Origin of the sequence: Streptomyces sp. NPDC058240 (assembly GCF_042882135.1) — a bacterium.
In the GTDB taxonomy this organism is placed as follows: Bacteria; Actinomycetota; Actinomycetes; order Streptomycetales; family Streptomycetaceae; genus Streptomyces.
In genome coordinates this window covers 67349-90766 of record NZ_JBHVWT010000024.1, presented here as the reverse complement: position 1 = coordinate 90766, position 23418 = coordinate 67349, and the positions used below count along the sequence as shown (strand labels likewise).

The 23418-nt window shown below is 70.6% G+C and carries 21 protein-coding genes; 7 read left to right on the top strand and 14 right to left on the bottom strand.

Going from position 1 to position 23418, the window contains the following annotated elements; all coding sequences use genetic code 11:
* Nucleotides 1-3: 3 nt before the first annotated feature.
* From ACFVX4_RS28885 to ACFVX4_RS28840, 10 genes are read right to left on the bottom strand one after another with little or no spacing between them, the layout of a single operon-like run.
* Nucleotides 4-2427: a polysaccharide lyase 8 family protein gene (locus tag ACFVX4_RS28885; protein ID WP_389982460.1), complete on the bottom strand. Its 2424-nt coding sequence runs from the start codon at nt 2425-2427 to the stop codon at nt 4-6.
* 7 nt (nt 2428-2434) lie between these two features.
* Nucleotides 2435-3583 carry an SGNH/GDSL hydrolase family protein gene (locus ACFVX4_RS28880; RefSeq protein ID WP_389982457.1) on the bottom strand — a complete coding sequence of 383 codons (1149 nt, stop codon included), beginning with the start codon at nt 3581-3583 and terminating at the stop codon, nt 2435-2437.
* Nucleotides 3580-4662 (bottom strand): DUF1565 domain-containing protein, encoded by a 1083-nt coding sequence (locus ACFVX4_RS28875; RefSeq protein ID WP_389982454.1) that lies wholly within the window; start codon nt 4660-4662, stop codon nt 3580-3582. The genes ACFVX4_RS28880 and ACFVX4_RS28875 overlap by 4 nt, the downstream gene beginning before the upstream one ends.
* Nucleotides 4659-5261, bottom strand: coding sequence for a DUF624 domain-containing protein (locus ACFVX4_RS28870; protein WP_389982451.1), 603 nt, complete (start codon nt 5259-5261; stop codon nt 4659-4661). The genes ACFVX4_RS28875 and ACFVX4_RS28870 overlap by 4 nt, the downstream gene beginning before the upstream one ends.
* 2 nt (nt 5262-5263) lie before the next feature.
* A complete protein-coding gene (locus tag ACFVX4_RS28865) occupies nt 5264-7249 on the bottom strand; it encodes a hypothetical protein (RefSeq protein WP_389982448.1) in 1986 nt (661 codons plus the stop codon).
* A 3-nt stretch (nt 7250-7252) separates the two neighbouring features.
* On the bottom strand, nt 7253-9043 hold the full coding sequence (locus tag ACFVX4_RS28860; protein WP_389982445.1) for a heparinase II/III family protein: 1791 nt from the start codon (nt 9041-9043) through the stop codon (nt 7253-7255).
* Nucleotides 9031-9795: an SDR family NAD(P)-dependent oxidoreductase gene (locus ACFVX4_RS28855; RefSeq protein ID WP_389982442.1), complete on the bottom strand. Its 765-nt coding sequence runs from the start codon at nt 9793-9795 to the stop codon at nt 9031-9033. The genes ACFVX4_RS28860 and ACFVX4_RS28855 overlap by 13 nt, the downstream gene beginning before the upstream one ends.
* 44 nt (nt 9796-9839) lie before the next feature.
* Nucleotides 9840-10763, bottom strand: a complete 924-nt coding sequence (locus ACFVX4_RS28850; RefSeq protein ID WP_266424035.1) for a carbohydrate ABC transporter permease — start codon at nt 10761-10763, stop codon at nt 9840-9842.
* Entirely contained in the window at nt 10750-11718 is a 969-nt protein-coding gene (locus tag ACFVX4_RS28845) for a carbohydrate ABC transporter permease (protein ID WP_389982438.1), read from the bottom strand. Before ACFVX4_RS28845 ends, ACFVX4_RS28850 begins: the two co-directional genes overlap by 14 nt.
* A 12-nt stretch (nt 11719-11730) precedes the next feature.
* Complete coding sequence (locus ACFVX4_RS28840; RefSeq protein WP_389982435.1) at nt 11731-12999, bottom strand: ABC transporter substrate-binding protein; 1269 nt, start codon at nt 12997-12999, stop codon at nt 11731-11733.
* Nucleotides 13000-13225: 226 nt separating this feature from the next.
* On the opposite strand from ACFVX4_RS28840, the gene ACFVX4_RS28835 reads away from it, so the two are divergent.
* Entirely contained in the window at nt 13226-14296 is a 1071-nt protein-coding gene (locus ACFVX4_RS28835; protein WP_389982432.1) for a LacI family DNA-binding transcriptional regulator, read from the top strand.
* Nucleotides 14297-14364: 68 nt separating this feature from the next.
* Here the strand turns inward: ACFVX4_RS28835 and ACFVX4_RS28830 are convergent, their stop codons facing one another.
* The gene (locus ACFVX4_RS28830) at nt 14365-14844 is read right to left on the bottom strand and encodes an EamA family transporter (protein ID WP_389982429.1); all 480 of its coding nucleotides are present in this window, start codon (nt 14842-14844) and stop codon (nt 14365-14367) included.
* Nucleotides 14845-14857: 13 nt separating this feature from the next.
* Between ACFVX4_RS28830 and ACFVX4_RS28825 the strand changes: the two genes are divergently transcribed.
* The 6 genes from ACFVX4_RS28825 to ACFVX4_RS28800 all read left to right on the top strand — a co-directional run bounded on the left by ACFVX4_RS28825 (nt 14858) and on the right by ACFVX4_RS28800 (nt 20483).
* Nucleotides 14858-15292 (top strand): SIS domain-containing protein, encoded by a 435-nt coding sequence (locus ACFVX4_RS28825; RefSeq protein WP_389982426.1) that lies wholly within the window; start codon nt 14858-14860, stop codon nt 15290-15292.
* Between the two features lie 346 nt (nt 15293-15638).
* Complete coding sequence (locus ACFVX4_RS28820) at nt 15639-16550, top strand: ABC transporter substrate-binding protein (RefSeq protein ID WP_389982422.1); 912 nt, start codon at nt 15639-15641, stop codon at nt 16548-16550.
* Nucleotide 16551: 1 nt separating this feature from the next.
* Nucleotides 16552-17538, top strand: coding sequence for an amino acid ABC transporter permease (locus tag ACFVX4_RS28815; protein ID WP_389982419.1), 987 nt, complete (start codon nt 16552-16554; stop codon nt 17536-17538).
* A 14-nt stretch (nt 17539-17552) separates the two neighbouring features.
* Complete coding sequence (locus ACFVX4_RS28810) at nt 17553-18305, top strand: amino acid ABC transporter ATP-binding protein (protein WP_389982416.1); 753 nt, start codon at nt 17553-17555, stop codon at nt 18303-18305.
* Nucleotides 18305-19555: a M20/M25/M40 family metallo-hydrolase gene (locus ACFVX4_RS28805; protein WP_389982413.1), complete on the top strand. Its 1251-nt coding sequence runs from the start codon at nt 18305-18307 to the stop codon at nt 19553-19555. The genes ACFVX4_RS28810 and ACFVX4_RS28805 overlap by 1 nt, the downstream gene beginning before the upstream one ends.
* 28 nt (nt 19556-19583) lie before the next feature.
* Nucleotides 19584-20483 (top strand): MurR/RpiR family transcriptional regulator, encoded by a 900-nt coding sequence (locus tag ACFVX4_RS28800; protein WP_389982410.1) that lies wholly within the window; start codon nt 19584-19586, stop codon nt 20481-20483.
* A gap of 27 nt (nt 20484-20510) precedes the next feature.
* Here ACFVX4_RS28800 and ACFVX4_RS28795 read toward each other — a convergent pair whose 3' ends face one another.
* From ACFVX4_RS28795 to ACFVX4_RS28785, 3 genes are read right to left on the bottom strand one after another with little or no spacing between them, the layout of a single operon-like run.
* Nucleotides 20511-21731 carry an MFS transporter gene (locus tag ACFVX4_RS28795; protein WP_389982407.1) on the bottom strand — a complete coding sequence of 407 codons (1221 nt, stop codon included), beginning with the start codon at nt 21729-21731 and terminating at the stop codon, nt 20511-20513.
* Nucleotides 21728-22258, bottom strand: a complete 531-nt coding sequence (locus tag ACFVX4_RS28790) for a diadenosine tetraphosphate hydrolase (protein ID WP_389982404.1) — start codon at nt 22256-22258, stop codon at nt 21728-21730. Before ACFVX4_RS28790 ends, ACFVX4_RS28795 begins: the two co-directional genes overlap by 4 nt.
* Nucleotides 22259-22295: 37 nt before the next feature.
* A complete protein-coding gene (locus tag ACFVX4_RS28785) occupies nt 22296-23171 on the bottom strand; it encodes a phosphotransferase (RefSeq protein WP_389982401.1) in 876 nt (291 codons plus the stop codon).
* Nucleotides 23172-23418: the final 247 nt, after the last annotated feature.

Sequence of the window (23418 nt, the reverse complement as noted above, 5' to 3'; positions counted from 1 at the left end):
GGTCTAGCTCCTCTTCAGGGTGAGGTTGAGGGTTGCACCGTGGCGTCCGGCCGTGTCGGCGGTGATCCGGATGCCGTTTCCGGTGGGTGCCGCGCTGACACCCGGATCGGCCGAGACGACGCTCAGACCGCGCTGTGCCAGGTCCAGCACGACCGAGGGCCGCAGCTGTGTCGGGTCGGACAGCGACACCTTCACCGTCTTCCCGTCCGGCCGCACCAGCACCGAGGCCGGGCCGTCCGCGGTCAGTTCCTGCGCGGTGCCGGCGGTCCAGAAGTTCGCGGCGACCAGCCCGTCCGCGCAGCGGCGTACCGCGTGCACGGCGGTGGAGCGGGCGATCAGCTTCACCGGCGGCGCGGACGACCACTGCTTCGTCCGCTCGGCCGAGGCCGCCGGGGCCTGGAGCCAGTAGTAGCCCGCCCCGCTCGGCACGGCGCCGTGGTCCTGCCAGAGCGTCAGATACGGGCGGGTGACCGAGGTGTCCGTGCCGTACTTGAGGTTGATCTCGCGCCAGGTCGCGGTGCGCTCCTCGCGCAGACCGTTCAGCGTGACGGGCTCGGGGAAGACATAGCCGCCGGTTCCGGCCACATGCAGCCACCGGACCTCGTCGAGGCGGTCCGACCAGCCGGCGTCCGTGGGCGCCGCAGTGCCGTTGACGAGCAGGGCCGCCTTCGGGTCGCGGAGCTTGCGGTTCTCCACGACCGTCTCGGCCGTGCCCGCGTCCGCGCCGATGCCCGAGCCGACGCAGGCGATCACGTCGTCCAGGCAGAACCAGCTCTTCAGCCCGTGCAGCGAACTGCCGTACGCGCGCAGCTCCATGCCGTACGCGCCGAGCGTCGTGCCCGGCAGCGCGGTGCCGCCCGCCCAGTCGGCCGTGCTGGTGGTCCGCTGACCCGCCGCGTCCGCCGGGCGTCCCGCGATGACCGTGGTGCCCGGCAGCCGGGCCGGGTCGACGGTCGGCCAGTAGTCCTCGCTGTAGTGCCCGAGGTCGTCGGTGTAGAGCAGGACCATGCCGTCGGAGAGGTGCCAGGCGTGCAGGTTCTCGTTCTGGATCGACTCGTAGTTGTAGATCCGGGACGAGTACGCGGAGATGCCGAGCGAGAAGGACGGCCTGCGGTGGGCCGCCTTGTCCATGCGCGGGTGCTGCTTGTGCGCGACCAGCGGCCCCCGGGCCGGCACCGGGGAGGCGATGACCTGCCGGGCGGCGACCAGCGAGGCGAGGTCGGTGACGGCCAGGAAGTCCCGGTAGGTGTCCTCGGCGATCCACTGCTTGACCAGGGCGGTGAACCGGTCGGCCGTCTCGCCGGGGAAGCTCGGGATCAGGCGCACCACCGCCTCGATGACCGTCTGTGCCGACACATGGCCCTGCTTGCTGGGGCGGGCGATCTCGCGCCCGCACACCGACGCCATCACGTCGCCACGCACCAGCAGCGGGTCGAAGCCGTCGTCGACCCAGCCGCGGATGTTGTCGAGGTCGGGGTCGGTGACCGTCCACGCCGTACCGGCGAGCAGGTTCAGCAGCCGCGAGAGGTTGTTCAGCAGCTCCTTGCCGTACCCGCCGTTGTAGGGATGCTTGTAGTGCTGGAGGAAGGAACCGTCGGAGTAGAAGCCCTCGCCGGTCCCCTCCGCCGCGGCGCTCGCGTCGTTGAAGGCGAGGACACTGTTGGCGCCCGAACCCTCGACGTCCGAAAGAGCGTCACGGACCCGGGCCAGATCGTCGCCCGTGCCGCTGAGCACCGCGTTGACGGCGACCACGGTGGAGATCCACACCCGGTTGGCACCGGTCGCGATCTGCCGGTCGGCCCGCCAGAGGTTCGGGTCGGGCGTGTAGTGCCGTACGGCCCCGGTGATCCGGCCCAGCCGCTCCGTCCCGAGCGCGTCGTACAGCAGCACGGCCGCGTCGTTGAGGGCGAGCGCGGAGCCGATCTCCCAGTCCCAGTCGTTGTCGAACCGGGTGTGGCCGGGACCGTAGCGGTTCGTCAGCATCCAGTCGAGGCCGGCCAGCAGGAGATCGCGCAGCGCGGTGTCGCCGTACTGGGGGGTGCCGGGGACGGCCCACGCGGTCGCGACCGTGGCGAGCCGCTTGAACGACGTCGTCACGTGGTTGGAGAGCGTGGTGCTGGTCAGATCGGGGAACAGCCCGTCGGTCCGGGCCGGGTCGAGGCCCTTGACCGAGGTGGTCGCGGCCTTGCCGATCCTGGCCACGGCCGCGGCGATCTGCGGGTCCGTCGGATCGAGGCCGGGGCCGCCGGTGAGCAGCGTGTGCCAGCGGGTGCGCAGGGCGGCGGCGTCGTCGATGACAGCGGCCGCGTCCGCCGCGTGCGCGGTGGCGGTGAGCGTCAGCGGCAGTGCGGCAGCCGCGCCGAGGGCCGCCGCCCCGGCGAGAACGGTGCGCCGGGTGGCGCCCGGAGTGGTGCCTGGGTTCGTCATACGGCCCTCACAGGAGGTGTCGGCGGTCGACGGCCGCTGCCAGTGCGGCATGACCGGAAGGGTTGGGGTGGAGTCCGTCGCCGCTGTCGTACGCGGGCAGCATCAGGGACGGACGTTCCGGGTCGCGCAGTGCGGCGTCGAAGTCGACGACGGCGTCGAAGACCCTGCCGGTACGCACCGCCGCGTTGATCCGCTGCCGTACCGCTTCGAGTTCGGGCGTCCAGCGGGTCCAGCCGCCGAACGGGGCGATGGTCGCGCCGACCGCCCGCCGTCCGGCGTTGCGGGCGCGCAGCACCAGCTGCCGGTACCCGGCCAGGACGAGCGCCGGATCGGTCTGGCTCGGCGGTTGCTGGAGATCGTTGACGCCGAGGTGGACGAGTACGGTGCGCAGTCCGGGCAGCGACAGCACATCGCGGTCGAAGCGCGCCTGCCCGCCCGGACCGAACCGGGCGTCGTCCAGCAGCAGCCGGTTGCCGCTGATGCCGAGATTGGCGACGGCCGAACCGGGCAGCCGCCTGGCCAGTTGGTCGGGCCAGCGCAGATCGGCGTCGTCGGGGGTGCCGACGCCCTCCGTTATGGAGTCGCCCAGCACCGCGACCACCGGCCCGTGCGCGCCCGTCACCTCGACGCCTGTCAGCAGGAACACCGAGGTGGTGCGCTCGCCGTCGACGGAGTGCGAGGCGTGGGTGTTGCGGTGGAAGGACAGCGGCCCGGTGGGGCCGGGGAGCCGGGTCTCCACCGTCAGCCTCGCCGCCTCGGCGGCACGCAGACCGGCGACCGGGTCGCTGGTCAGTGAGGCGCCCGCGGCGATCCACGCCTGCCGCTGCCCGCCGAACGTCACGGGCAGGCCGCCCGCCGTCACCGGGCCGATGAGGACCGGGACCGTGCCGAAGGCGTGCCCGTATCGCAGCCGGACCGCTCCGCCCGCGGACAGCCGCACGTTCGCGACGCACGTGCCGTCGGTCAGGCCGGCGCTCGCCACCGTGTCCGTGGCGGTCGGCGCGGTCTGCGCGGTCGCCCACGACGTCGTCCAGCGCGAGGGTCCCGCGCCGCCGCCCGACGGCCCGGCCGCGTGTGCCTGCGGCGCCGTGGCCGCGACCGCCGCGAGACCGGCCGCCGTCAGTACCCCGCGTCTCGCGGGTCCCCGCCCGCTCACTGGGGGCACGCACCCGTCGGGTCGTACTCGCTGCCGTAGGTGCCGACCGCGTCGCCGCCGGTGTTGCCGCTCATCGTGTTGGTGCACACCGCACCCTGCGGGGTGCGCATGAACTTGATGCCACCGCCCGCGTTACCGGTGATGGTGTTGCCGTAAATACTGGTGTCGATGCCGTCGGTCGCGGTGTCACCGCCGAGCCGGATGCCCGAACCGACGTTGTCGTGAATGGTGTTGTAGCGGAAGATGTTGCCGCTGCCGCGTGCGTCCAGGCCGCCGGAGCTGGAGTCCTTCTGGCCGCTGCAGTCGTTGTACTCGACGTAGTTGTTGGTCGAGTTCTCCTTCACGTCGACGCACTCGTTGCCCTGCGTGGCAATGGTGTTGTGATGGATGCGGTTGTTCCTGCTGATGTCGGGGGCCGCGTCCGGGGCGCCGTTCGAGCCCTGCTGCTCGGGGGCCGTGCCGAGGTAGATGCCCTCGCCGTTCTTGCCACCGCCGCCGAACTTGAAGTCGTTGACCCCGCAGTTGGTGATCGTGTTGTCGGAGATGTCGGCGCCGGTCACCAGATAGCGCACCCGCAGGCATTCGTCGGCGGCGTTCTTCAGCGTCATCCCGCTGATCCGCAGGCCGCCCACACCGTTGCCGGGAGTCGTGCTCATGACATAGATGAGCTTGAGGCGGTACCCCGACACATCGGTGGACGACCCGTGCAGCCCGTCCACGGTGAAACCGCTGAGCGTCGTCGAGTCGTGCTGCACCTGGATGATCCGGGCGTCGCCGGCCCCCTTCACCACGGCGTTCGACGGGCCGGTGATGGTGACTCCGGCGCGCTTGGTCACGACGTCCTGCTTGTACGTACCGGCGGCGAGGTTCACCACCGCGCCCGTCGGCGCCAGGTCGACCGCCTTCTGGATCGTGGCGAGCGGGGCGCTCGCCGACGTACCGGCGTTGGAGTCGCTGCCGGACGGCGACACGTAGTACGCGGTGGCGGCCTCGGCGGCCACCGCGTACGGCGGGGGGAGGACGAGCGGGGCGCCTGCGGCGAGCGCGGCGACCAGAGTGGTGCGCAGTACACGGCTCATGGGGTGTGCCTCCTGGGGTCTGCGAAGGACAGAGCGAGCAGTACGGGGATGCTGGGGCCGAGGAGCAGGGGGCCCAGCGGTACGACGAGGGAGAGCAGCGCGGCGGAGATCACCGCGCCCAGCAGCGCGGTGCCACGGGCCGCCGACCCGAAGCCGAGGGCCAGCGCACCGCGCGACCAGGTGCGGACCGTTCCGTGCGGGGACCGGCCCGCCTCGGCCGCGAGCGCCACATGATGGATGACGAGCGCGGCCGCGATGCCCACCTGCGCGGCGAGCAGCACGAACGTCCAGGGCTCCGAACGACCCAGCAGATGGACGATGTTGGCGGCCAGGACGATCCCCGCAGCGGTGGACGCCAGGGAGTGGCGCCACAGGGACCGCCAGTACTGCGGGAAGGCGGTGAACGTGTTGGTGAAGCAGCGGCTGTCACCCTCCGCCCGCCACCGCTGCAGGGCGTGCCCCATCGCGGCGAGCGCGGGAAGCCAGGTCACTACACCGAGCGACAGCACGGTGAAGGTGGCCCCGGCGGCCGCCGGGTAGGCCACGAACTCCAGCCGCCGCAGCAGCGTCGGCCAGCCGGACGAGAGGGTTGCCTGCATGATCAGCCGACCTTTCCTGTGTACGGCTCCGGGACATCGAGCAGCACGCGGCCGTCCAGCACCAGTCGGGTGGCCGCCACCACGTACGGGGCCGAGCCGTCGGTGCCGAGCAGCACCGCCGCCGCGTCGGCCGACACCGCGGCGGTACGGATACGACGGGCGACGGGGGAGAGGAGCACGGTCTCCTCACCGAAGGTGACGCCCTGGCCCTCCTCGCACCCGACCCGCTCGGCGGCGGCCGGTGCCGAGCCCGGGACGATCGAGGTGAGGAAGAGCGCCTGTGTCGAGCGCGCGGTCGTCGCACGCAGGGTGTGCAGCGTGCGGGTGAGCCGCAGTTCCGGCGTGCTCGACGTCGGATTGGCCTCGACCTCGGTGGCCTCGGAGACGACCGGGGCGTCGAGCGGTGCGAACCGCCGCACCACGGCGGAGGCCGCCCCGGACCGGATCAGCCGGCCGCCGTCCGGCCGCGGTTCGGTCGGCCGGTCGGTCTGGAGCAGGAACGTCCACTCCCGCTCCGTGTCCGCCTCGGCGAGATCCAGCAGTACGAGCCGTCCCGACGGGGTGAACACCAGCGTCCGGTCCAGCCGCCGCACCCCGAGCGCGGGGTCGTACATCGCGGCGATCTCCGCCGTGGCGTGCGCCCATCCGCAGTCGGGACCGGCGAGCACATCGCGCTGCCGGGCCTGCCGCTCGAACGGGATGTCCTTGTACACGTGGTACCGGTCCTCGTCCGCGTACCCCTGCCCGTCCACCAGCAGCAGATTGTGGTGCGCGGCCCGTTTGCGGTTGCTGTAACCCTCGTCGACCGCGAGGAACGCGCCCTGCGAGACCAGCACGAACGAGCCTGAATCGGGGTGGTGGTGACCCTGGTTGAGGGTCTCCCAGCCCAGTTCCGCCCGGTGTTTCGCGGAGGTCTCCCAGGCCTTGTGACCACCGCCGGGGCTCGCCTTGAACGAGACGAGCGTGGCGTCGTCGTCCCACCCGGTGCGGGCCGCGAGCAGGCCGAGGTCCGGGAAGAACGCCCGCGTCTCCGTGGGCCGGGCGGCGGCCACGGACGGGTCGTACCAGAGGTATTCGAGATACGCCTCCGGCAGGATCCCCGGCCGCACCCCGCTCTCCGCCGCCTCCTGCCACAGCAGTTCGCCCGAGGCGAGATCGCCCAGCCACTGAGCCTGAGGAATCCCGTACTGCGCCGCGAGACGGTAGTACAGGCCGGCGCTGTGTCCGCTGCGCCGGTCGTGGCAGTCGCCGTGGTCGACATTGAATGCGAAGCCGGGAGCCAACTGGTGCAGCCGGTAGCGGAAGGTGTGCGAGAGGAAGCCGCCCCGCCCCCACCAGTCGATGCCCTCCGCCTCCTGGAGGAGATCCAGATGGATGGCGAGGAAGGGCACACCGTAGCGCCAGTAGACGACGCCCTCGGCGTGCGAACCGTCGTCCGGCATCAGGTCGAGGACCGTGCCGAGGTTGTCCTTGGCGCGCTCGGTCCACTCCTCCTTGCCCAGCACATAACCGGCCGTCGCCAGACCCGCGTAACAGATCCAGTTGTGGTTCTGCCAGTACGACGACGACCACCAGCGGCCCTCGCTCGCCACCGCGAACTCGTACATCCGCCGCCCCTGGAGCAGCAGCTTGTACCGCAGCAGCGCCCGCACCCCGTCCGGGAGCTCGTCGCCGACCCACCGGTAGGCCAGCGACAGATGGTGCAGCAGCCAGCCGGCGTCCAGATCGTGGTCCGGCATATGGGCCTTGCCCCAGTGCGGCAGCCGCACCGCGGCCTCGATCCAGCGCCGGCTCTCCGCCAGATGGACCGGATCGCCGCCCATCCGGTAGGCCAGCGCCGGGTTGGAGGCGGCGGGGCCGAGCCAGGTGATGCTGGCCAGGGGGTGGGTACGCGGCGGGGTCAGCCCGCGGTGGCGGGCGGCCTCCTCGTACAGCCGCGCCTGCTGTGCGGGGCGTGGGCCGGGCGGCGGGGTCGCCGAGAGCAACAAGGGTCAGTCCTCCGTCCGGAACCGTGCGGTGCCGCCATCGGTCAGCGAGACCGTCAGCACCCCGTCACCGTCCAGCCGTACGTCGGTCACGGCGGGCCCGGCCGACGCCGCCTGGTACACCGAGGCGAAGACGACCCGGTCCGACCGGGCGGTGAAGTCGACCCGGATGCGCACGCGCTGCGGATCGTCGGCCGGACCCGGACCCGGCCGGGAGACCGGACACACGGTCGCGCCGGGGGTGTGGGTGTGCCAGCCGTGCAGGGTCTCGTCGCCGTACCAGGTGGTGCGTACCTCGCCCGAGGCCTGGAGCTGGATGTCCAGCGCGACACCGGGGCGCAGCTGCGCGGTGAGGCGCCGCTCGTCCTCGGCACGCACCGTCAGCAGATCGACCAGATAGCTGTCACCGAGCACCACCCGCCGCACCGCACGCACCCCCTCGTACGCCGTCGTCACCTCGGCGGTGACGGACGAACCGTCCGAGCCGAGCAGCCGACCGGTGCACTCGGCCTGTTCGGCGTCGTTCACCCGGAACGCCGGATGGGCCTCCGTCGACGCGTAGAGATCACGGAACTCGGCGTGTGCGTAGGGCACTTGACCGGGGTCGGGCTGCCACGGGGTGGTGTCCCCGTACAGATACAGCGACAACTTGTCGCGATGGCCGTGCGATCCGCCGTGCGGACCGAAGTCCAGCAGCGCGTGGACGCCCGCGTGGTGCAGCACCGCGTACCCGGCGGTCGGGAACACCGTCACCGGACCGGGCGCCGGCCGCTCGGGCAGCGGCGGACCGGCGAACCAGCCGCCCAGCTCCCGGTCGAGCCCGTCGTCGTGCGCGCCGAGCTCGGTCCGGGCCCGCCCGGCCACCGCTTCCAGGGCCGGTGCGGGAACCAACTGCTGTGCCAACTCCACGAGTTCGAGCCATTCGAGGGCGAGTGGATCGCGCAGATACGGGCCGTCGTGCAGCGCCGGCAGGATGCCGCCCGGCGTGGCGATCGTCGCCAGCACATCCGTCATCCCGGCCAGCACGCCCACCACATCGGACGGAACCGCCGCGGGGTCGGTGCCCCGCAGCGCCAGCAGCGCGGCCCGCAGCACGAACCCGTGGTAGTAGGTGCTGCCCTCCCACTCCCAGCCGTCATCGGCGACCGCGACCCGCAGATGCGCGTACAGGCCGTGCTCGCCCTCCAGCCACTGCTTGCCGCCGTCCCACTCCCGGCCACGGGCCGCGGCGGCGGCCCGACTCGTCGCCACGCCGGCGGCGTTGAGCCACGCGGTGTAGTTGGAGGCGAGATGGCCCTGACCGGTCAGCACGTCCCGGGCGTCGAGCGCCGCCCGCTCCAGGTCGTCGAGGAGCGGCAGCAGCGCCGCCAGGTGTTCCGTGGAGTGCTCGGCGAGCGTGATCACGGCGTGCCCGACGTTCACCGCCCAGATGGCATCGGTCAGCGCCTGGTGGAAGAGCCGGCCGCGCAGCATCCAGGTCTGGGCCTCGCCGTGCCGCTCCGTGGCCAGCTCCGCGTACAGCCCCGCGTACTCCACCAGCCGGGCCACCGACTCCGCGCGCTCCTTGCGGTGGGCGAGCACCCGCAGGTGCCGCGCCCACGCCTGGTGCGAGAGCACCAGCCAGGCGCCGCGCACCGCCTCGTCGTCCACCCGGCAGCCGTACGCACAACGCGCACCGCCCTCGGGGAACACCCCGGCGAGCAGATCACCGTGGTCGAGCTCCACACCGTGCGCCGGGCAGACGTACGCGTGCCACCAGCCGCCGCGCTCCCGGGCGATCCGCCTCAACGCGGCCACACGCCACCGTCGATGTCCACCGTGGTGGCGGTGAGGAAGCCGGACGACGGCGACGCCAGGTGGACGACTGCTGCGGCGACGTCCTGCGGGGTGCCGGCCCGGCCGACCGGGATGCCGGCCTCCATCGCCTGCTGCGCCTCGGGCGCGGTGAACGTGTCGTGGAAGGCGGTGCCCTTGATGAAGCCGGGCGCGACGGTGTTGACGGTGATGCCCGTACCGCCGAGCTCCTTGGCCAGGCCCTTGGTGAAGCCGCGTACACCGGCCTTCGCCGCCGCGTAGGCGACCGAGCCGGGGCCGCCGCCGTTGTGCGCGGCCAGCGAGGACATCGTGATGATGCGGCCGGCCGACGACTGCGTCAGATGCGGCAGGGCGGCGCGCACGGTGCGGAACGTGGACGTCAGATTGGTGGAGAGGACCTGGTCGAAGTGGTCGTCGGACATCTCGGCGATGGTGGCCCGGCCGATCAGATGACCCGCGTTGCAGACCAGGATGTCCAGCCCGCCGAGGAAGCCGGTCGCCTCGTCGACGAGCCGGTCCACATCGCCGGTCACCGTGACATCGGCCTTGAATGCCTTCGCCCTGTGGCCCAGCGCCTCGATCGCGGAGACCGTCTTCGCGGCCTCGTCGGCGGAGGAGTGGTAGTGGACGGCGACATCGGCACCGGCCTCGGCGAGCGCGACGGCGATGGCGCGGCCGATTCCGTGGCCTGCCCCTGTCACCAGTGCGCGGGAGCCGTTGAGATCAGCAGACATGGAGTAAGTACCTTTCGAAGAACGGTGGTTCGGGCCGGAATCGGTTACTTGAGACCGGCGGTCGCGAAGCCCTGCACGAAGTAGCGCTGGCCGATGAGGAAGAGAATGACCATGGGCAGGGTGGCCAGCGTGGTGCCGGCCATCAGGAAGTGCCACTGGGGGCCGTTCTCCGTCTTGAAGACGGAGAGTCCGACCTGGATCACCCGCAGGCTGTCGGTACGGGTCACCAGCAGCGGCCAGAGGAAGTTGTTCCATGACGACTCGAAGGTCAGCAGCGCCACCGTGGTGAGCGCGGGCTTGACCTGCGGCGTCATGATCCGGGCGTAGATCCGGAACTCGCCCAGACCGTCGAGCCTGGCCGCCTCCTCCAGCTCCACCGGAAGGTCCAGATAGAACTGACGGAAGAGGAAGACCGCGAAGGGGGTGACGGCGCCGGGAATGATCAGTGCCCACCAGGAGTCCAGCCAGCCGCTGCCGCCCTGGCCGAAGATGTCGTTCCCGCCGGCCAGCGGCATGAAGCGGACGATCAGGAACTCCGGCAGCACCTTGGTGTACGTGGGGATCATCAGTGCGGCGATGAAGAGGTAGAAGATGACCTCGCTGCCCCGGAACTTGATCCGCGCCAGCGCGTACCCGGCCATCGACGCCACGACCACATTGATGAGGGTGTGGCTGAACGCGATGATGAAGCTGTTGCGCGCGTACGTCGCGAACGGCGCCGCCTTCAGCGCGTCGACATAGTTTCCGAACTCCCAGTGTTCCGGGAGCAGTCCGGCGTCCTGCGAGGCGATCTCGACCGGCGTCTTGAGCGAGGTGAGCACCATCCAGACGAACGGCACCACCATCAGCAGTGAGACGACGGTGAGCGTCAGATAGAGCGCGATCCGGCCGACGGAGAGCGGCTTGCCCTTCGTCCGTGGCCGGGCCTTCTCTGCAACCCCGGGCCTGTGCAGCTCAGTTGTGGCCACGGGTGCCTCCCATGATCCGCCGGTTGACCAGAGTGAAGCCCATCAGCAGCACGAACAGCACCAGTGACTGCGCGGAGGCGTAGCCGATGCGGAACTCCCGGAAGGCGGACTTGTAGATCTCGAACGTCATCATCGTGGTGCTGTTGGCCGGGCCGCCGTCGGTCAGGATGTAGATCTGGTCGAACGACTGGAACGCGCTGATCATCGACGTGATGAGCACGAAGAACGTCGCGGGCTTCAGCAGCGGCAGGGTGATCGAGAGGAACTGCCGCACCTTGGACGCACCGTCCACCGAAGCCGCCTCGTACAGCTCCTTCGGCAGGGACTGCAGCGCGGCCAAGTAGATGAGCATCTTCATGCCGATGCCCTGCCAGATGCCGACCAGGATCACCGAAGGCATCGCCCACGATGTCGACGACAGCCAAGCCGGGCCTTGGATCCCGAGGAACGACAGGAGTGTGTTCAGCAGCCCGTTGCCCGGGTTGTAGATCCACAGCCAGACCAGAGCGATCGCGACGGTCGCCGTCACCTGGGGAATGAAGACCGCGGTACGGAAGATGCCCCGCGCCTTCAGCCCGGTGTGCAGCGCCAGGGCCACGAGCAGCCCCAGCAACATGCCGAACGGAACGGTGAAGAAGGTGTAGATGACGGTGTTGACGATGGACTTGCGGAACACCGCGTCGTCCAGCATGTCCCGGAAGTTGTCCAGGCCCACGAACTGCGGCGCCGTCAGCACGTCGTACTTCGTGAAGGCCAGAACCACCGACGCGACGACCGGCAGGCCGATCCAGAGCGAGGCGTGCAGCAGCGCGGGCGCCACCATCAGCATGCCGGCGCGTTGCCTGCGGCGCCCCGGGCCGGTGGGTGCCCGGCCGGTGCGTTTCTTCGCGACCGTGTGCTCGGTCGGGGAAGGCGGCCGCGCGGGCCTCGCCTTCAATACGGATGTCGCTCCCACAGTGACGGGTCCTTACATCCGGCCGATGGCGGCCTCGGCTAGCCGGCCGAGTTCCGCGATGGCGTCCTTCGCTGACTGGCCGCCCACGATGGCGGGCTCCAGCGTGGGCTTGATCTTTTCGCGGATCTCCATCCAGGCAGCGGTGCCGCCCTCCGAACACGCGTCACCCATGCTCTGCAGGGAGAGATCGACGAACTTGTTCTCCTTCACATAGCTGGAGTCGCTGAGATCCTTCAGCCCGGGAACCGAACCTCGCTGCTTGGCCGCACCGAGGATCGACTCGGGCGTCGCGAGGTACTCGACGAGGGCACGGGCCGCTGCCGGGTGCTTGGAACTGGCGGACTGGGTGACGAGCGTGCCGCCCTGGAGCATCGCGGGCTTGCGGTTGGCGAGGACGAACGCCCCGAGCTTGTCGTCCTTGAGGAGTTCCGGATTCTGTTCCCCGACCTGCCTCCACAGCGCACTGGACGTCATCATCATCGACGCCTTGCCGGTCTGTACGTTGGTCGGGGCCCCGAGGTCCGTCTTCTTGGCGTAGACGGCGGAGCCGTCCTTGATCAGGTCCTTGAAGAACTGCAGCGCCTCGACCCCGCGGGCGTCGGTGAACAGCACCTTCTTGCCGTCCGCGCTGAACAGCTGGCCGCCGTTGGCGAAGAGGAAGGTCTCCCAGCACTGGCGCAGATGGATGGAGAACGGGTCGAAACCGATCCGGCCGTCCTTGGTCAGCTGCTTGGCCACGGCGCGCAGTTCGGCCCAGTTCGCCGGGGTCTTCTTGATGCCGGCCTCGGCGAAGTGGTCTTTGCGGTAGACGACGATGCGGGTGTCGAGGACGACCGGCAGCGCGTACAGCTTGCCGTCGTACCGGGACGGCTCCAGCACCCGCTTCTCGTAGTCGTGCGCGGTGGCGAACTTCTCCGGCAGCTCGGCGATCGCCTTCTTCGCGGCGAACGGCGGGATCCAGCCCACGCCCATCATCAGCACGTCGGGCAGCAGACCGCCCGCGAGCCCCGTGGTGATCTTCTCGTTGAGCTGTTCGTACGTGGTGTAGTCCACGTTCACCTTGACGTCCGGATACTTCTTCCGGAACCCGCCGAGTATCTCCTTCTCCAACAGCGTCTTGCCGTCGGCGCCTTCGTAGATCGGGGTGAGCAGCGTGATCTCGCCTTCGGCGGGGCCGTCGGCGGAGCCGCCCGCCGAAGTGCCGGTGCCGCACGCACTGAGGGCGGCGGCAGCGGTGCCGGCGCCGATGGCAGCAAGCAGCGACCGTCTTTTGAGTTCCATGGGACACCCCTTTTGAGGTGGAGACTGTGGATCGATCCAGCGATGGCATCCCGGCCATGGCTGAGAAGCGCTGGTAAATCGATGCACTGATGCTAGGAACGCCGTGAGAGCGACGTCAACAGCTGATGCACATGAATTTTCAGGGATGTTAACGGGTGTACCGGTAAACGAAGTTCAGTAAATCGATACACTGGTATGGTCAGGCGAGTTCCGAACCGGAGGTGGCATGAGCGGGGTAACGATCCATCAGGTCGCGGAGGCTGCGGGGGTCTCCGCGAGCACGGTCTCCAACGTCCTAAACGGGCGGACGGACCGTATGCAGGCGGCCACGCTGGCCCGCGTGGAGCAGGTGATCGAGCAGCTCAGCTACCGGCCCAACCGCGCCGCCCGGATGCTGCGCACCGGCCGCATCAAGGTCATCGGCCTCATCGTGCCGTCGGTCGCCAACCCCTTCTGGGGGGCGCTCGCCCGTGAGCTGGAGGCCATCGCGCTCGCCGAGGGATACCACGTACTGCTCTGCAACAGCGAGCGCGACGCGGCCCGCGAGCTCAAGTACGGCGAGGAACTGCTCGCGGACGGGGTGAGCGGAGTGGTGCTGTGCTCCTCGCTGCCCTCGCTCGACCATGTGACACCGCTGCTGAGCCGCGGGCTGAAGATGGTCGCCTTCGACCGCACCGCCCAGGCGGGCGACCCGCCGTCGCTGGCCTCCATCAGTGTCGACAACGCGATGGGCGCCGAACTCGCCACCCGCCATCTGATCGAACTGGGCCACCGCCGGCTGGCCTTCGTCTCCGGTTCGGTCAACAGCGTCAACCGCCGCGAACGGCTGCGCGGCTTCCGGGCCGCCCTGGAGTCGGCGGGTCTCGACCCGGCCGACGCGATCGTCTGGCCCGGCGCCGACACCACCGAGTACGGTGACAAGGACGCGGCCGAACTGGGGCGCAACGCTGCCAGGGAGCTCCTCGGCGGCCCGCGTCCGCCCACCGCGTTCGTCGCCATCAACGACATGTGCGCGATCGGGATCTGCCGGGGCGCCAAGGACGCCGGGCGCAACGCCGGACAGGACATCTCCGTGGTCGGCTTCGACGACATCCTCCTCGCCGACCTCTTCGAACCGCCGCTCACCACGGTCCGCCAGCCGCTGCCGGAGATGGCGGCGGAGACGTTCCAGCAGCTGAGGGCCCGGATCGACTCGGCGCCTTCGGCGGGACGGTCACTGCTCATCCGGCCGAGGCTGGTCGTACGGGAGTCGACCGCCCCGGCCCCGGCGTCGACGCCGGGGCCGTGCCGACCGTAGCCGGGCAGCGGGTGGCGGGCCGCTCGGCGTAAGGGCGCCGATGTTCAGGGCCCGCCAAGGCGTCGCGCTCAGGGGTGGGCGAGTTCGAGAACGGTGATGCCGGCGAGGACGACCGCGCCGGCGGTGAGGCGCAGAGGGCCGAAGCGCTCACGGAAGAGAAGCGTGGCGATCAGCGCCGCGATCAGGATGCTGGTTTCACGCAGGGCGGCGACGGTCGCCAGGTCGCCGTGGGCCTGGGCCCAGATGACGAGGCCGTAGGCGAGCAAGGAGATGGCGCCGCCCGTCAGGCCGATCCCGCAGACCGGTTTGAGCTGTGCGAACAGGGGGCGGCCGCGTCGGGCGAGTGCCAGCAGCGGCAGGACGGGGCCCCGGCACAGGAAGAGCCACGCGATGTAGCCGATCACGGTCTGGGACCGGTGGACCCCTGTGCCGTCGATCCGGCCGCCCGCGCCCCGGCCGACACGATCCATGCCTCCCGCGAAGCCCTCGACGACCTCGCCACCACGCTGAGCCGACCGGCTGCTCGCCGCGGCCACCGCGCTGCACACCGCGCCCCGCGTCGTGGTCGCGGCGGCGGGCCTCTCGGCCGCCGTGGCCGCCGACGCCGCCTACCGCCTGCGTGCCCTCGGGTGCGTCGTCGACGCCCCTGCCGACCCCCTCGCCGCCGCCCAACTGCCCCCGGGCGCGGTGTGCCTGGCCATCAGCCACACCGGAGCCACCCGCAGCACCGTCGACACCGCTCGCCGCGCCCGCCGTGCGGGGGCCGAGGTCGTCGGCCTCACCAGCTACGCACACTCACCCCTGAGCGAGACCTGTACGCACACCCTCGTCGCCGGGGGACAGGACCTCGTCTTCGGGCTGGAAGCCACGGCCAGCCGGATCGCCCACCTCGTCGCCGTCGACGCGCTCGCCCAGACCCTTCTCGCCCTGCGCGCAACCACGGCGCAACAGACCCTCCACCTCTCCGCCGACGTCACCGCCGACCACTCCTACTGACCGGACCGGTCGGATGTGAGCGTCACCCGCCGGCGGGCGACGGCAACGCCACGCGTTCGGATGCGTTACAGATCTCCATGAGAATCGACATTCTGAAACGAAGATGCGGCGGGACGCGTGATGTGAAGGCTGCGTCAAGGGATGGGGATTCGCAGGTGGTGGCCAGCTTCATCATCGGGTCCGACCGTTATTGATCCGTTACAGGCATTACAGTATGGCCGAAATGAATCTGGCGTGTAACGTGCGGGCATCCGGTCGGCGGTGAAGCAGCCGCACGGCAGTTCCGCGAGAGGGGTTCGTGTTGCACACCCGCCCAGTCCGCCGCGCAGTAGCGGCCACTGCACTGTTGATCGCATCGTCCACGGCGCTGTCCGCATGCGGAAAGGGCGGCGCCACCGATGGTGCTGCCGCTCCCGCGGGCGATGTCGCCGTCGCGGGTGTGCACGTCACCCGCGACGCGGAACTCCACGCCTCCCTGCCCGCGGCCGTCAGGTCCAGCGGCACGGTCCGGGTGGCCACCGACGTGCCGTATGCGCCGTTCGTCATGTTCAAGACCGAGGGGCGGCCCGAGCTCACCGGGCTCGACTACGACCTCGGCCAGGCGCTCGGCGCCAAGCTGGGGGTGCGATTCGCCTTCACCGCCCAGAAGTTCGACGGCATCGTGCCCGCCATCCAGGCCGGCAAGTTCGACGCGGTCATGTCGGCCATGACCGACACCAGGGAACGCCAGCGGGTCCTGGACTTCGTGGACTACTCCGTATCGGGCTCCGGAATCCTCGTGGTCAAGGGGAACCCGCACCGGATCGCGCGGCTCGACGATCTCTGCGGCAAGAAGGTCGGTACCCAGGCCGCCAGCCACCAGCTGGAAGTACTGAAGAAACACCAGTCCACGTGCGCCGAAGCGGGCAAGGACGCCGTCTCCATCCAGACGTTCCCGAAGGATTCCGACGCCCAACTCGCACTGCGCTCGGGCAAGGTGGTCGCCGACCTGGTGACGAAGCCCGGCGCCGGCTGGACGGCGAAGACCGCCGACGGCGGCCGCGCCTTCGACGTCGTCGAGGACCCCGCCGCGGGCGGCGGCTACGAGGCGACACCCAACGGCATCGGTGTCGGCAAACAGCTTCCCGGGCTGACCGAAGCGATCCGGAAGGCCCTGCAGGCACTCATCGACGACGGCACACTCGACAAGATCTGCGACAAGTACGGCGCCGCCTCCATCGCGGTGAAGCAGGCCACCAAGAACGCGGCGGTGTCCTGACATGAGCGCCCTCACACCCGCCGGTACCGTACGCGGCGCCCAGGCCCCCGCACCGCCCGCCGAGGCGAGCCTCACCGTCGTACCGATCCGCCACTGGGGCCGGTGGCTGGCCGCCGCGGCGGCCCTCACCGCCCTCGTCGGCCTGATCGGCTCCCTCACCGGGAACAAGAACCTGCACTGGGACATCGTCGGGCACTACGTCTTCGCCGGCCTCGTCTTCGACGGCCTGGCCACCACCCTGTGGCTCACCGCGGCAGCCATGGCCGTCGGCCTCGGCCTGGGCGTTCTCGTGGCCGTGATGCGCCTGTCGTCCAACCCCGTACTCCGCGCCCTGGCCAACGCGTTCGTCTCGGTCTTCCGCGGCACCCCGCTACTGGTCCAGATCATCTTCTGGGGATACGCGGGCGCCCTCTACAAGCACATCCTGATCGGCATCCCGTTCACCCACATCACCTTCCTGGACCTGGACACCAACACGGTCCTCACCCCCGCGGTCGCCGCACTCCTGGCACTGGGGCTGAACGAGGCGGCGTACGCGAGCGAGATCGTCCGCGCGGGTATCCAGTCCGTCGACCCGGGACAGGCGGAGGCCGCCCAGTCGCTCGGCATGCGACCGGCGCTCACCACCCGGCGCATCGTGCTGCCCCAGGCCATGCGGGTCATCATCCCCCCGCTGGGCAACGAGACGATCAACATGCTCAAGATGACCGCTCTGGTCTCGGTGATCTCCGCCCACGACCTGATGTCCAACATCCAGGACGTGTACGCCCAGAACTACCAGGTCATCCCCATGCTCGTGGTCGCCAGCATCTGGTACCTGATCCTCGTCACGGCACTGGGCCTGCCGCAGTCCTGGCTGGAGCGCCGTTACGGCCGCGGCACGGCACCCGCCGCCCCCGCCGCCGGGCCGCTGCGACGCCTCGTCACGGGCGCCGCGCTCCGGATCTCCCGGACCGGCCCCGCCACATCGACCGACACGAAGGGCTGAGAGTGGAAACGCCGATGGTGCACGCCGAGGGCGTGCGCAAACACTTCGGGAAGGTCTCCGTGCTCCGGGGCATCGACCTGACCGTCGAACGCGGCCGCGTCTGCTGCCTGCTGGGCCCCTCGGGCTCGGGGAAATCCACGTTCCTGCGCTGCATCAACCATCTGGAGAAGATCGACGGAGGCAGCCTTTCCGTCGACGGCGCCCCGGTCGGCTACCGGCAGCAGGGCAATCGGCTGTACGAGCTGAAGGAACGCGAGATCGCCCGCGCCCGCCGCGACATCGGGATGGTGTTCCAGCGGTTCAATCTGTTCCCGCACATGACAGCGCTGGAGAACGTCATGGAGGCGCCCGTGAAGGTCGCGGGCGTCACCAGGGCCGAGGCACGTGCCGACGCGCTGCGGCTGCTGGAACGGGTCGGCCTCGCCGACCGTGCCGAGCGCTATCCGGCCCAGCTGTCCGGCGGCCAGCAGCAACGCGTCGCGATTGCCAGAGCGCTCGCGATGAAGCCCAAACTGATGCTCTTCGACGAACCGACGTCGGCCCTGGACCCGGAACTGGTCGGGGAAGTGCTCGACGTGATGCGGCAGTTGGCCGCGGAAGGGATGACGATGGTCGTCGTCACACACGAGATCGGATTCGCCCGGGAGGTCGCGGACACGGCCGTCTTCATGGACGGCGGTGTCGTGGTCGAGGCCGGTGACCCCCGGCAGGTACTCGGCGATCCCCGGCAGGAACGCACCCGCACCTTCCTGTCGAAGGTCCTGTGATGCCCGAGGTACCGCAGCGGGGCACGGCGGCCCTGCTGCTGTCCGACGCCCTGGCCCACCAGTCCCGCTACCTGGCGGACCTGGAACACCTGGTGTCCATCGACTCCGGCTCGTACAGCCCCGAAGGAGTCAATCGCGTCGCGACATGGACCGCGCGGCGCCTGACCGGCCTGGGGTTCGAGGTGGACCGCTCGCCCGTCGCGGTCCCGGGCCGCGACATGCGCTTCGGCGACCTGGTGGTGGGGCGGCTGCGCGGCCGGATCCCCGCCGAACAGGGCGGACGGCGCATCCTTCTCGCCGGGCACCTGGACACCGTCTTCGACGACGGGACGGCGGCGCGGCGCCCCTTCACCCGCAACGGCCGACTCGCCCACGGCCCCGGAGTCAGCGACGACAAGGGCGGCCTGCTGGCCGGCCTCACCGCCGTGGAGATCCTGCTGCGCCGCGGGATGACGGACTTCGCGGAGATCGTCTTCCTCGCCACCCCCGACGAGGAGATCGGCTCCCCGGCCAGCCGCCGGGTGACCGCGGAGCTCGCCGCGGGCGTCGACTACGGGCTGGGCCTGGAGTGCGCCCGGGAGAACGGCGACCTCGTCATCGCCCGCAAGGGGGTGGCGGACTTCCTGATCACCGTCACGGGACGGGCCGCCCACGCAGGCATCGAACCGGAACGCGGAGCGAACGCCGCACTGGCCGCTGCTCATCTGCTCATCGCCTGCCAGGAGATGAACGGGCTCTGGGACGACGTCACGGTCAATGTGGGGATGGTCCGGGCGGGCAGCCGTATCAACATCGTCTGTCCCGAGGCCGAGTTGCACGTGGAGGTACGGTCCTCGACCCAATCGGGCATCCAGCGCGCCAGGCAGGCCATCGTGGTGGCCGCCTCCCAGCTGGCCGTACCGGGCACCACGGCCACCGTGCGGCAGACGGAAACATGCCCGGCCATGGAGGACACCCCGGCGGCCCGCGCCGTGTTCGCCCGTGCCCGGGAGGCCGGGGCGGAGCTCGGCCTCGACCTGGGAGCGGCTGCCACCGGTGGCGTCGGCGACGCCAACACCATTGCCGGAGCCGGGGTGCCGACGCTCGACGGCCTCGGCCCGGTCGGCGGCGGCGACCACAGCCCGCAGGAGTGGCTGGACGTGACGACGGTCCCGCACCGGGTTGCCCTGCTCGCGGCGCTGATCACAGCTCTCGGCGCCACGACGACGGCTGACCCGGATACCCGGAGCACGCCGGCCCGCGTAACCTGAACCCCTTCAGAAAGGTGGCGCCCGGCCCATGTCCTCACTCGCCGAAGAGATCCGGCAACGGTTCGGTGACCTCAGCCCCGCCGAGCGCAAGGTGGCCCGGGTGCTGCTCGCCGGCTACCCGTCGGCCGGTTTCGAGACGGTGGCCACGCTCGCCGAACGCGCCGCGGTGAGCGCGCCCACGGTGATCCGTTTCGTCAACCGGCTCGGATACAAGGGGTTCCCCGACTTCCAGGCGGCGCTGCGGGGGGAGCTGGAGGAACGCACCGCCTCACCTCTGCAGCTGTACAGCACGCGGGGATACGGCACCACGCCACCCGGTGCACAGGACGAGGAGGGGCGCGACACCGCGCACCCCGAGGGCGGACAGGACGTCTTCAGCTCCGAGGTCGCCCGTACGCTGCGGGAACTGCCGCCCCACGACGTGCAGGCGGCGATCTCCCTGCTCTGCCACCCCAAGCGTCGCATCGTCCTGGCCGGCGGCCGGTTCACGCATCTGCTGGCGCAGTACCTGGGGCTGCACCTCATGCAACTGCGCGGCGACGTGGTCATCCTGCCGGACCGCGACGTGGAGCGGACCGCCGTCCTGGCGGGTCTCGGGCGGCAGGACGTCCTCGTGGTCTTCGACTACCGGCGCTACGAACCGGACAAGATCGTCATCGCCGAGATGGCCGCGCAGTGCGGAAGCAAGGTCGTCCTGTTCACCGACGCCTGGCTCTCGCCGGTGACCAACCTCGCCGATGTCGTCCTGCCCAGCCACGTCGCCGCGCCTTCGCCGTACGACAGCATGGTCCCGACGCTGGCCACCGTCGAGACCGTGCTCGCCGGGGTGCTCGGGCAGCTCGGCGAGGAGGGGCGCGGCCACTTGGCGCACAGCGAGGACGTGTCCCGCCGGGCAGGCATCCAGCCGGACGACTCCGGGGCGGTCTGAGAGGCTGTCGAGTGCACGCCCCCGTGCTCAGGTGCGATTGACGCGGTACACGTCCCGTACACAGAGGTTGAGGGCCGTGGTGGCCACGATGGCACCGGCACAGACCAGGAGCACAGCCCGGTCGGCCCAGGCATGCGCGGCGAGCGCGGTGACGAGGTAGCCGAGTGGGATGGCGATCCGCTCCCCGACACCGTTGAACGAGCTCATCCGGCCCAGTTCCTCCTGTGGCACGTGCTGTTGGAGTGCGGTGTTCCACGCCACGATGGCGACATCCAGCCCGATGCCCGCGAGCACGGCGGCGAGCAGGACCCAGGGCAGGGCCAGCCCGAAGCCCAGTGCCGCCGGTGGCAGACAGAGTCCGGCACCGGTGAGGACGGCGACGGCCAGCAGACGGTACGGCCTCCAGCGCAGGCACACCACCGTCCCGGCCAGGAGCCCGAACGCGAACGCGCCCTGGACGAGCCCCCAGGAACGCGCCCCCGAGTAGTGCTCGGCCGCGATCACGGGACCGAGGAGCTGAAAACCGGCCAGCCACGCGGCGACCACCACCGTGCCCGCGGCGGTGTACGTCCACAGCCAGGTACGGGACCGGAACCCGGACCAGCCGGCCCGCAGATCGGCCAGGGCACTGCTCGTCGTGACCGGTGCGCTCAGCCGCAGGCCGAGCAGCAGGAGCGCCGCGACCAGAAAGCTGAGCGCGTCCCACGACAGCGCCCACGCCGGTCCGCCGATCGCGACGATCACTCCGCCGACGACGGGACCGAGCACCTTGACGGCGTTGCTCGGAAGCCGGAGCAACGCGTTGGCCTGTTGCCGGTGTTCCGCCGCGACGACCTGCGCCACGACGCCCGTCGCAGCCGGAGCCGTGAAGGCGGTGGCGATCCCGGACACGAAGCCGCACACGGCGATCGAAGCGGTCGCCGCCTGGCCGGTGGCCACGAGCGCCGCGAGCGCCCCCTGCGCCGCCGCGGCCAGCAGATTGCCCAGGAACAGGATCCGGCTGCGCGACAGCCGATCCGCGAGAACACCACCCGCGACGGTGAAGACGATCGTCGGGACCGAATTCGTCGCCAGCACGACACCGAGCGAACCCGCGCCACCACCCTGCCCGATCACCGCGTAGGCCAGGGCGATCGGAGCCATCGCGGACCCGGTCGCCGAGACGACATTGGCGAGCACGAACCGCCGGAAGGCGGGAACCCGTAGCGGCGCCAGGCGGGGCGCGGCCGGGTCGGTAGCCGTCTTCACACCGCTCCCGTGGCCGGCGCGCCGGGCGCCGCGGGGCCGATGGGCCGCCTGCCTCCCGCCGCCACCCGGTCGAGCTCCTCGCCGATCGCCGCCCGCAGCGCGTCGTGTCGCGGGCCGAGCGCGAAACGTCCGTCGCTCCACCGGTCCTGCGGATACAGCCAGACGGGCATGCCGACCAGATCGCCCGGCTCCCACTCGTAGCGGGGCCACACGTGTGCGTGCAGAAACCCGTCGGTGTTGCCGAGGATCTCCAGGTTCACCCGGCGAAACGCGGGGTCCGTACGGCGGCAGGCACGTTCGACGGCTTCGCCGAGCCGGTCCATGTCGGACAGGAAGGCCAGCCGCTTGGCCCTCGGGAGTTCGGACAGGCGCTCTACTCCTGGTTCGTCGACCAGGAGCACCGAGTACCCCGGCAGGAACTGCACGTCCCCGATCACGGCGAATCCTGCCTCCAGGCGCCGCAGGACGGTCGGGTTCCCGCCCCGCAGGGCACTGCCTATTCGATCGTTCTTCCAGTCGTGGATCACGACCGGAACCTACAGCGTCCGGCCGGAACCGGATCCGTCACAGGCGCTGTTCGGCCAGATCCAGCCAGTGTGCGACATCGCCCGGGGCGAAGTGCCGGATGGCCCAGTCGGTCATGCGCAGACTCATATGGGCCCAGCAGGGACGCAGTACGTCCTCGGGCAGGGCGTCCAGGATGTCGTCGAGGCGACGCACGACCCCCGGCGCCTGCTCCTTCGCGTGCAGTCCGAAGCGCAGGGTGACCAGATCGAAACGGTGGTCTCCCCGTCCGGCGCCGTCCCAGTCGATGACTCCGGTGACGGTACCGTCCACGGCGAGCAGGTTGCCGTGGTGGAAGTCCTGGTGCACGACGTCGTGTCCGGCCAGCAGGCGAGGACGGCCGGCCCCCACCGACCTGATCCGTCGCTCCAGGGCATCGCCGCGCCGGCTGTGCCTACGCAGCGGCTCGTGGAGACAGTAGCCGGGGCCGTCGTCGAGCAGATACAGGTTCATCGACGGGACATGCGGGTGCCCGGTCAGCAGTCCCGCCTGCGAGGCGTTGAGGGCGAGCGCCTGATCCAGCCCATGGTGGTCCAGACCCTCCATGGGTGTCCCCGGCAGCAGCTGCTGGACCAGCACTACCGCACGGTCCACCTGGAGCGCCAACTCCGTCGACGGGCAGGGATACCCGCGAGCGCCCAGCACCTCGCACACCGCCAGCGGACCCGCCCGCAACTCCTCGATCCGGGTGTCCGGCCGCGCCTTGAGGACCGACCGGTGGCCGTCGGGCCACCGCACGTACGCGGCACCGACCTCACCGCCCGGACAGGGCCCCTCGACCACCAGCCGCACGCCCGCCCCGGCGTACACGGCGGCTGCCATCCGCTCGGCGTCCAGGCGCTCGACACGCTTCCAGGTCTGCGGTGATGTGGTCATCGGGGCATTCTCCGATGCGGCACACCCTGTTCCCCCGGTGGGGGTCCCGCGACCGCGAGCGGGGGCGGTGGGCGTACGAGGCACGCCGATCGGCCGAGTGCCACCCGGCTCGTGCTGCGTCGCGCTGCTGCCGTGCCGGGGAAGGGGGACGGCCCTTCCCCCGCCCAAAGGAGCCACGGGCATGCTCGACAAACCACCCGCCCATCACAGAGAACCCCCCCCAGAGACCCGGGGGATAGGGAGGGAA

What these genes read in the sequence shown, in the direction of transcription:
- ACFVX4_RS28835 (WP_389982432.1), top strand. Translation starts at nt 13,226, where the DNA reads ATGAGCGGGGTAACGATCCATCAGGTCGCGGAGGCTGCGGGGGTCTCC.
- ACFVX4_RS28840 (WP_389982435.1), bottom strand. Translation starts at nt 12,999, where the DNA reads ATGGAACTCAAAAGACGGTCGCTGCTTGCTGCCATCGGCGCCGGCACC.
- ACFVX4_RS28885 (WP_389982460.1), bottom strand. Translation starts at nt 2,427, where the DNA reads ATGACGAACCCAGGCACCACTCCGGGCGCCACCCGGCGCACCGTTCTC.
- ACFVX4_RS28870 (WP_389982451.1), bottom strand. Translation starts at nt 5,261, where the DNA reads ATGCAGGCAACCCTCTCGTCCGGCTGGCCGACGCTGCTGCGGCGGCTG.
- ACFVX4_RS28815 (WP_389982419.1), top strand. Translation starts at nt 16,552, where the DNA reads ATGAGCGCCCTCACACCCGCCGGTACCGTACGCGGCGCCCAGGCCCCC.
- ACFVX4_RS28810 (WP_389982416.1), top strand. Translation starts at nt 17,553, where the DNA reads ATGGTGCACGCCGAGGGCGTGCGCAAACACTTCGGGAAGGTCTCCGTG.
- ACFVX4_RS28875 (WP_389982454.1), bottom strand. Translation starts at nt 4,662, where the DNA reads ATGAGCCGTGTACTGCGCACCACTCTGGTCGCCGCGCTCGCCGCAGGC.
- ACFVX4_RS28855 (WP_389982442.1), bottom strand. Translation starts at nt 9,795, where the DNA reads ATGTCTGCTGATCTCAACGGCTCCCGCGCACTGGTGACAGGGGCAGGC.
- ACFVX4_RS28805 (WP_389982413.1), top strand. Translation starts at nt 18,305, where the DNA reads ATGCCCGAGGTACCGCAGCGGGGCACGGCGGCCCTGCTGCTGTCCGAC.
- ACFVX4_RS28785 (WP_389982401.1), bottom strand. Translation starts at nt 23,171, where the DNA reads ATGACCACATCACCGCAGACCTGGAAGCGTGTCGAGCGCCTGGACGCC.
- ACFVX4_RS28800 (WP_389982410.1), top strand. Translation starts at nt 19,584, where the DNA reads ATGTCCTCACTCGCCGAAGAGATCCGGCAACGGTTCGGTGACCTCAGC.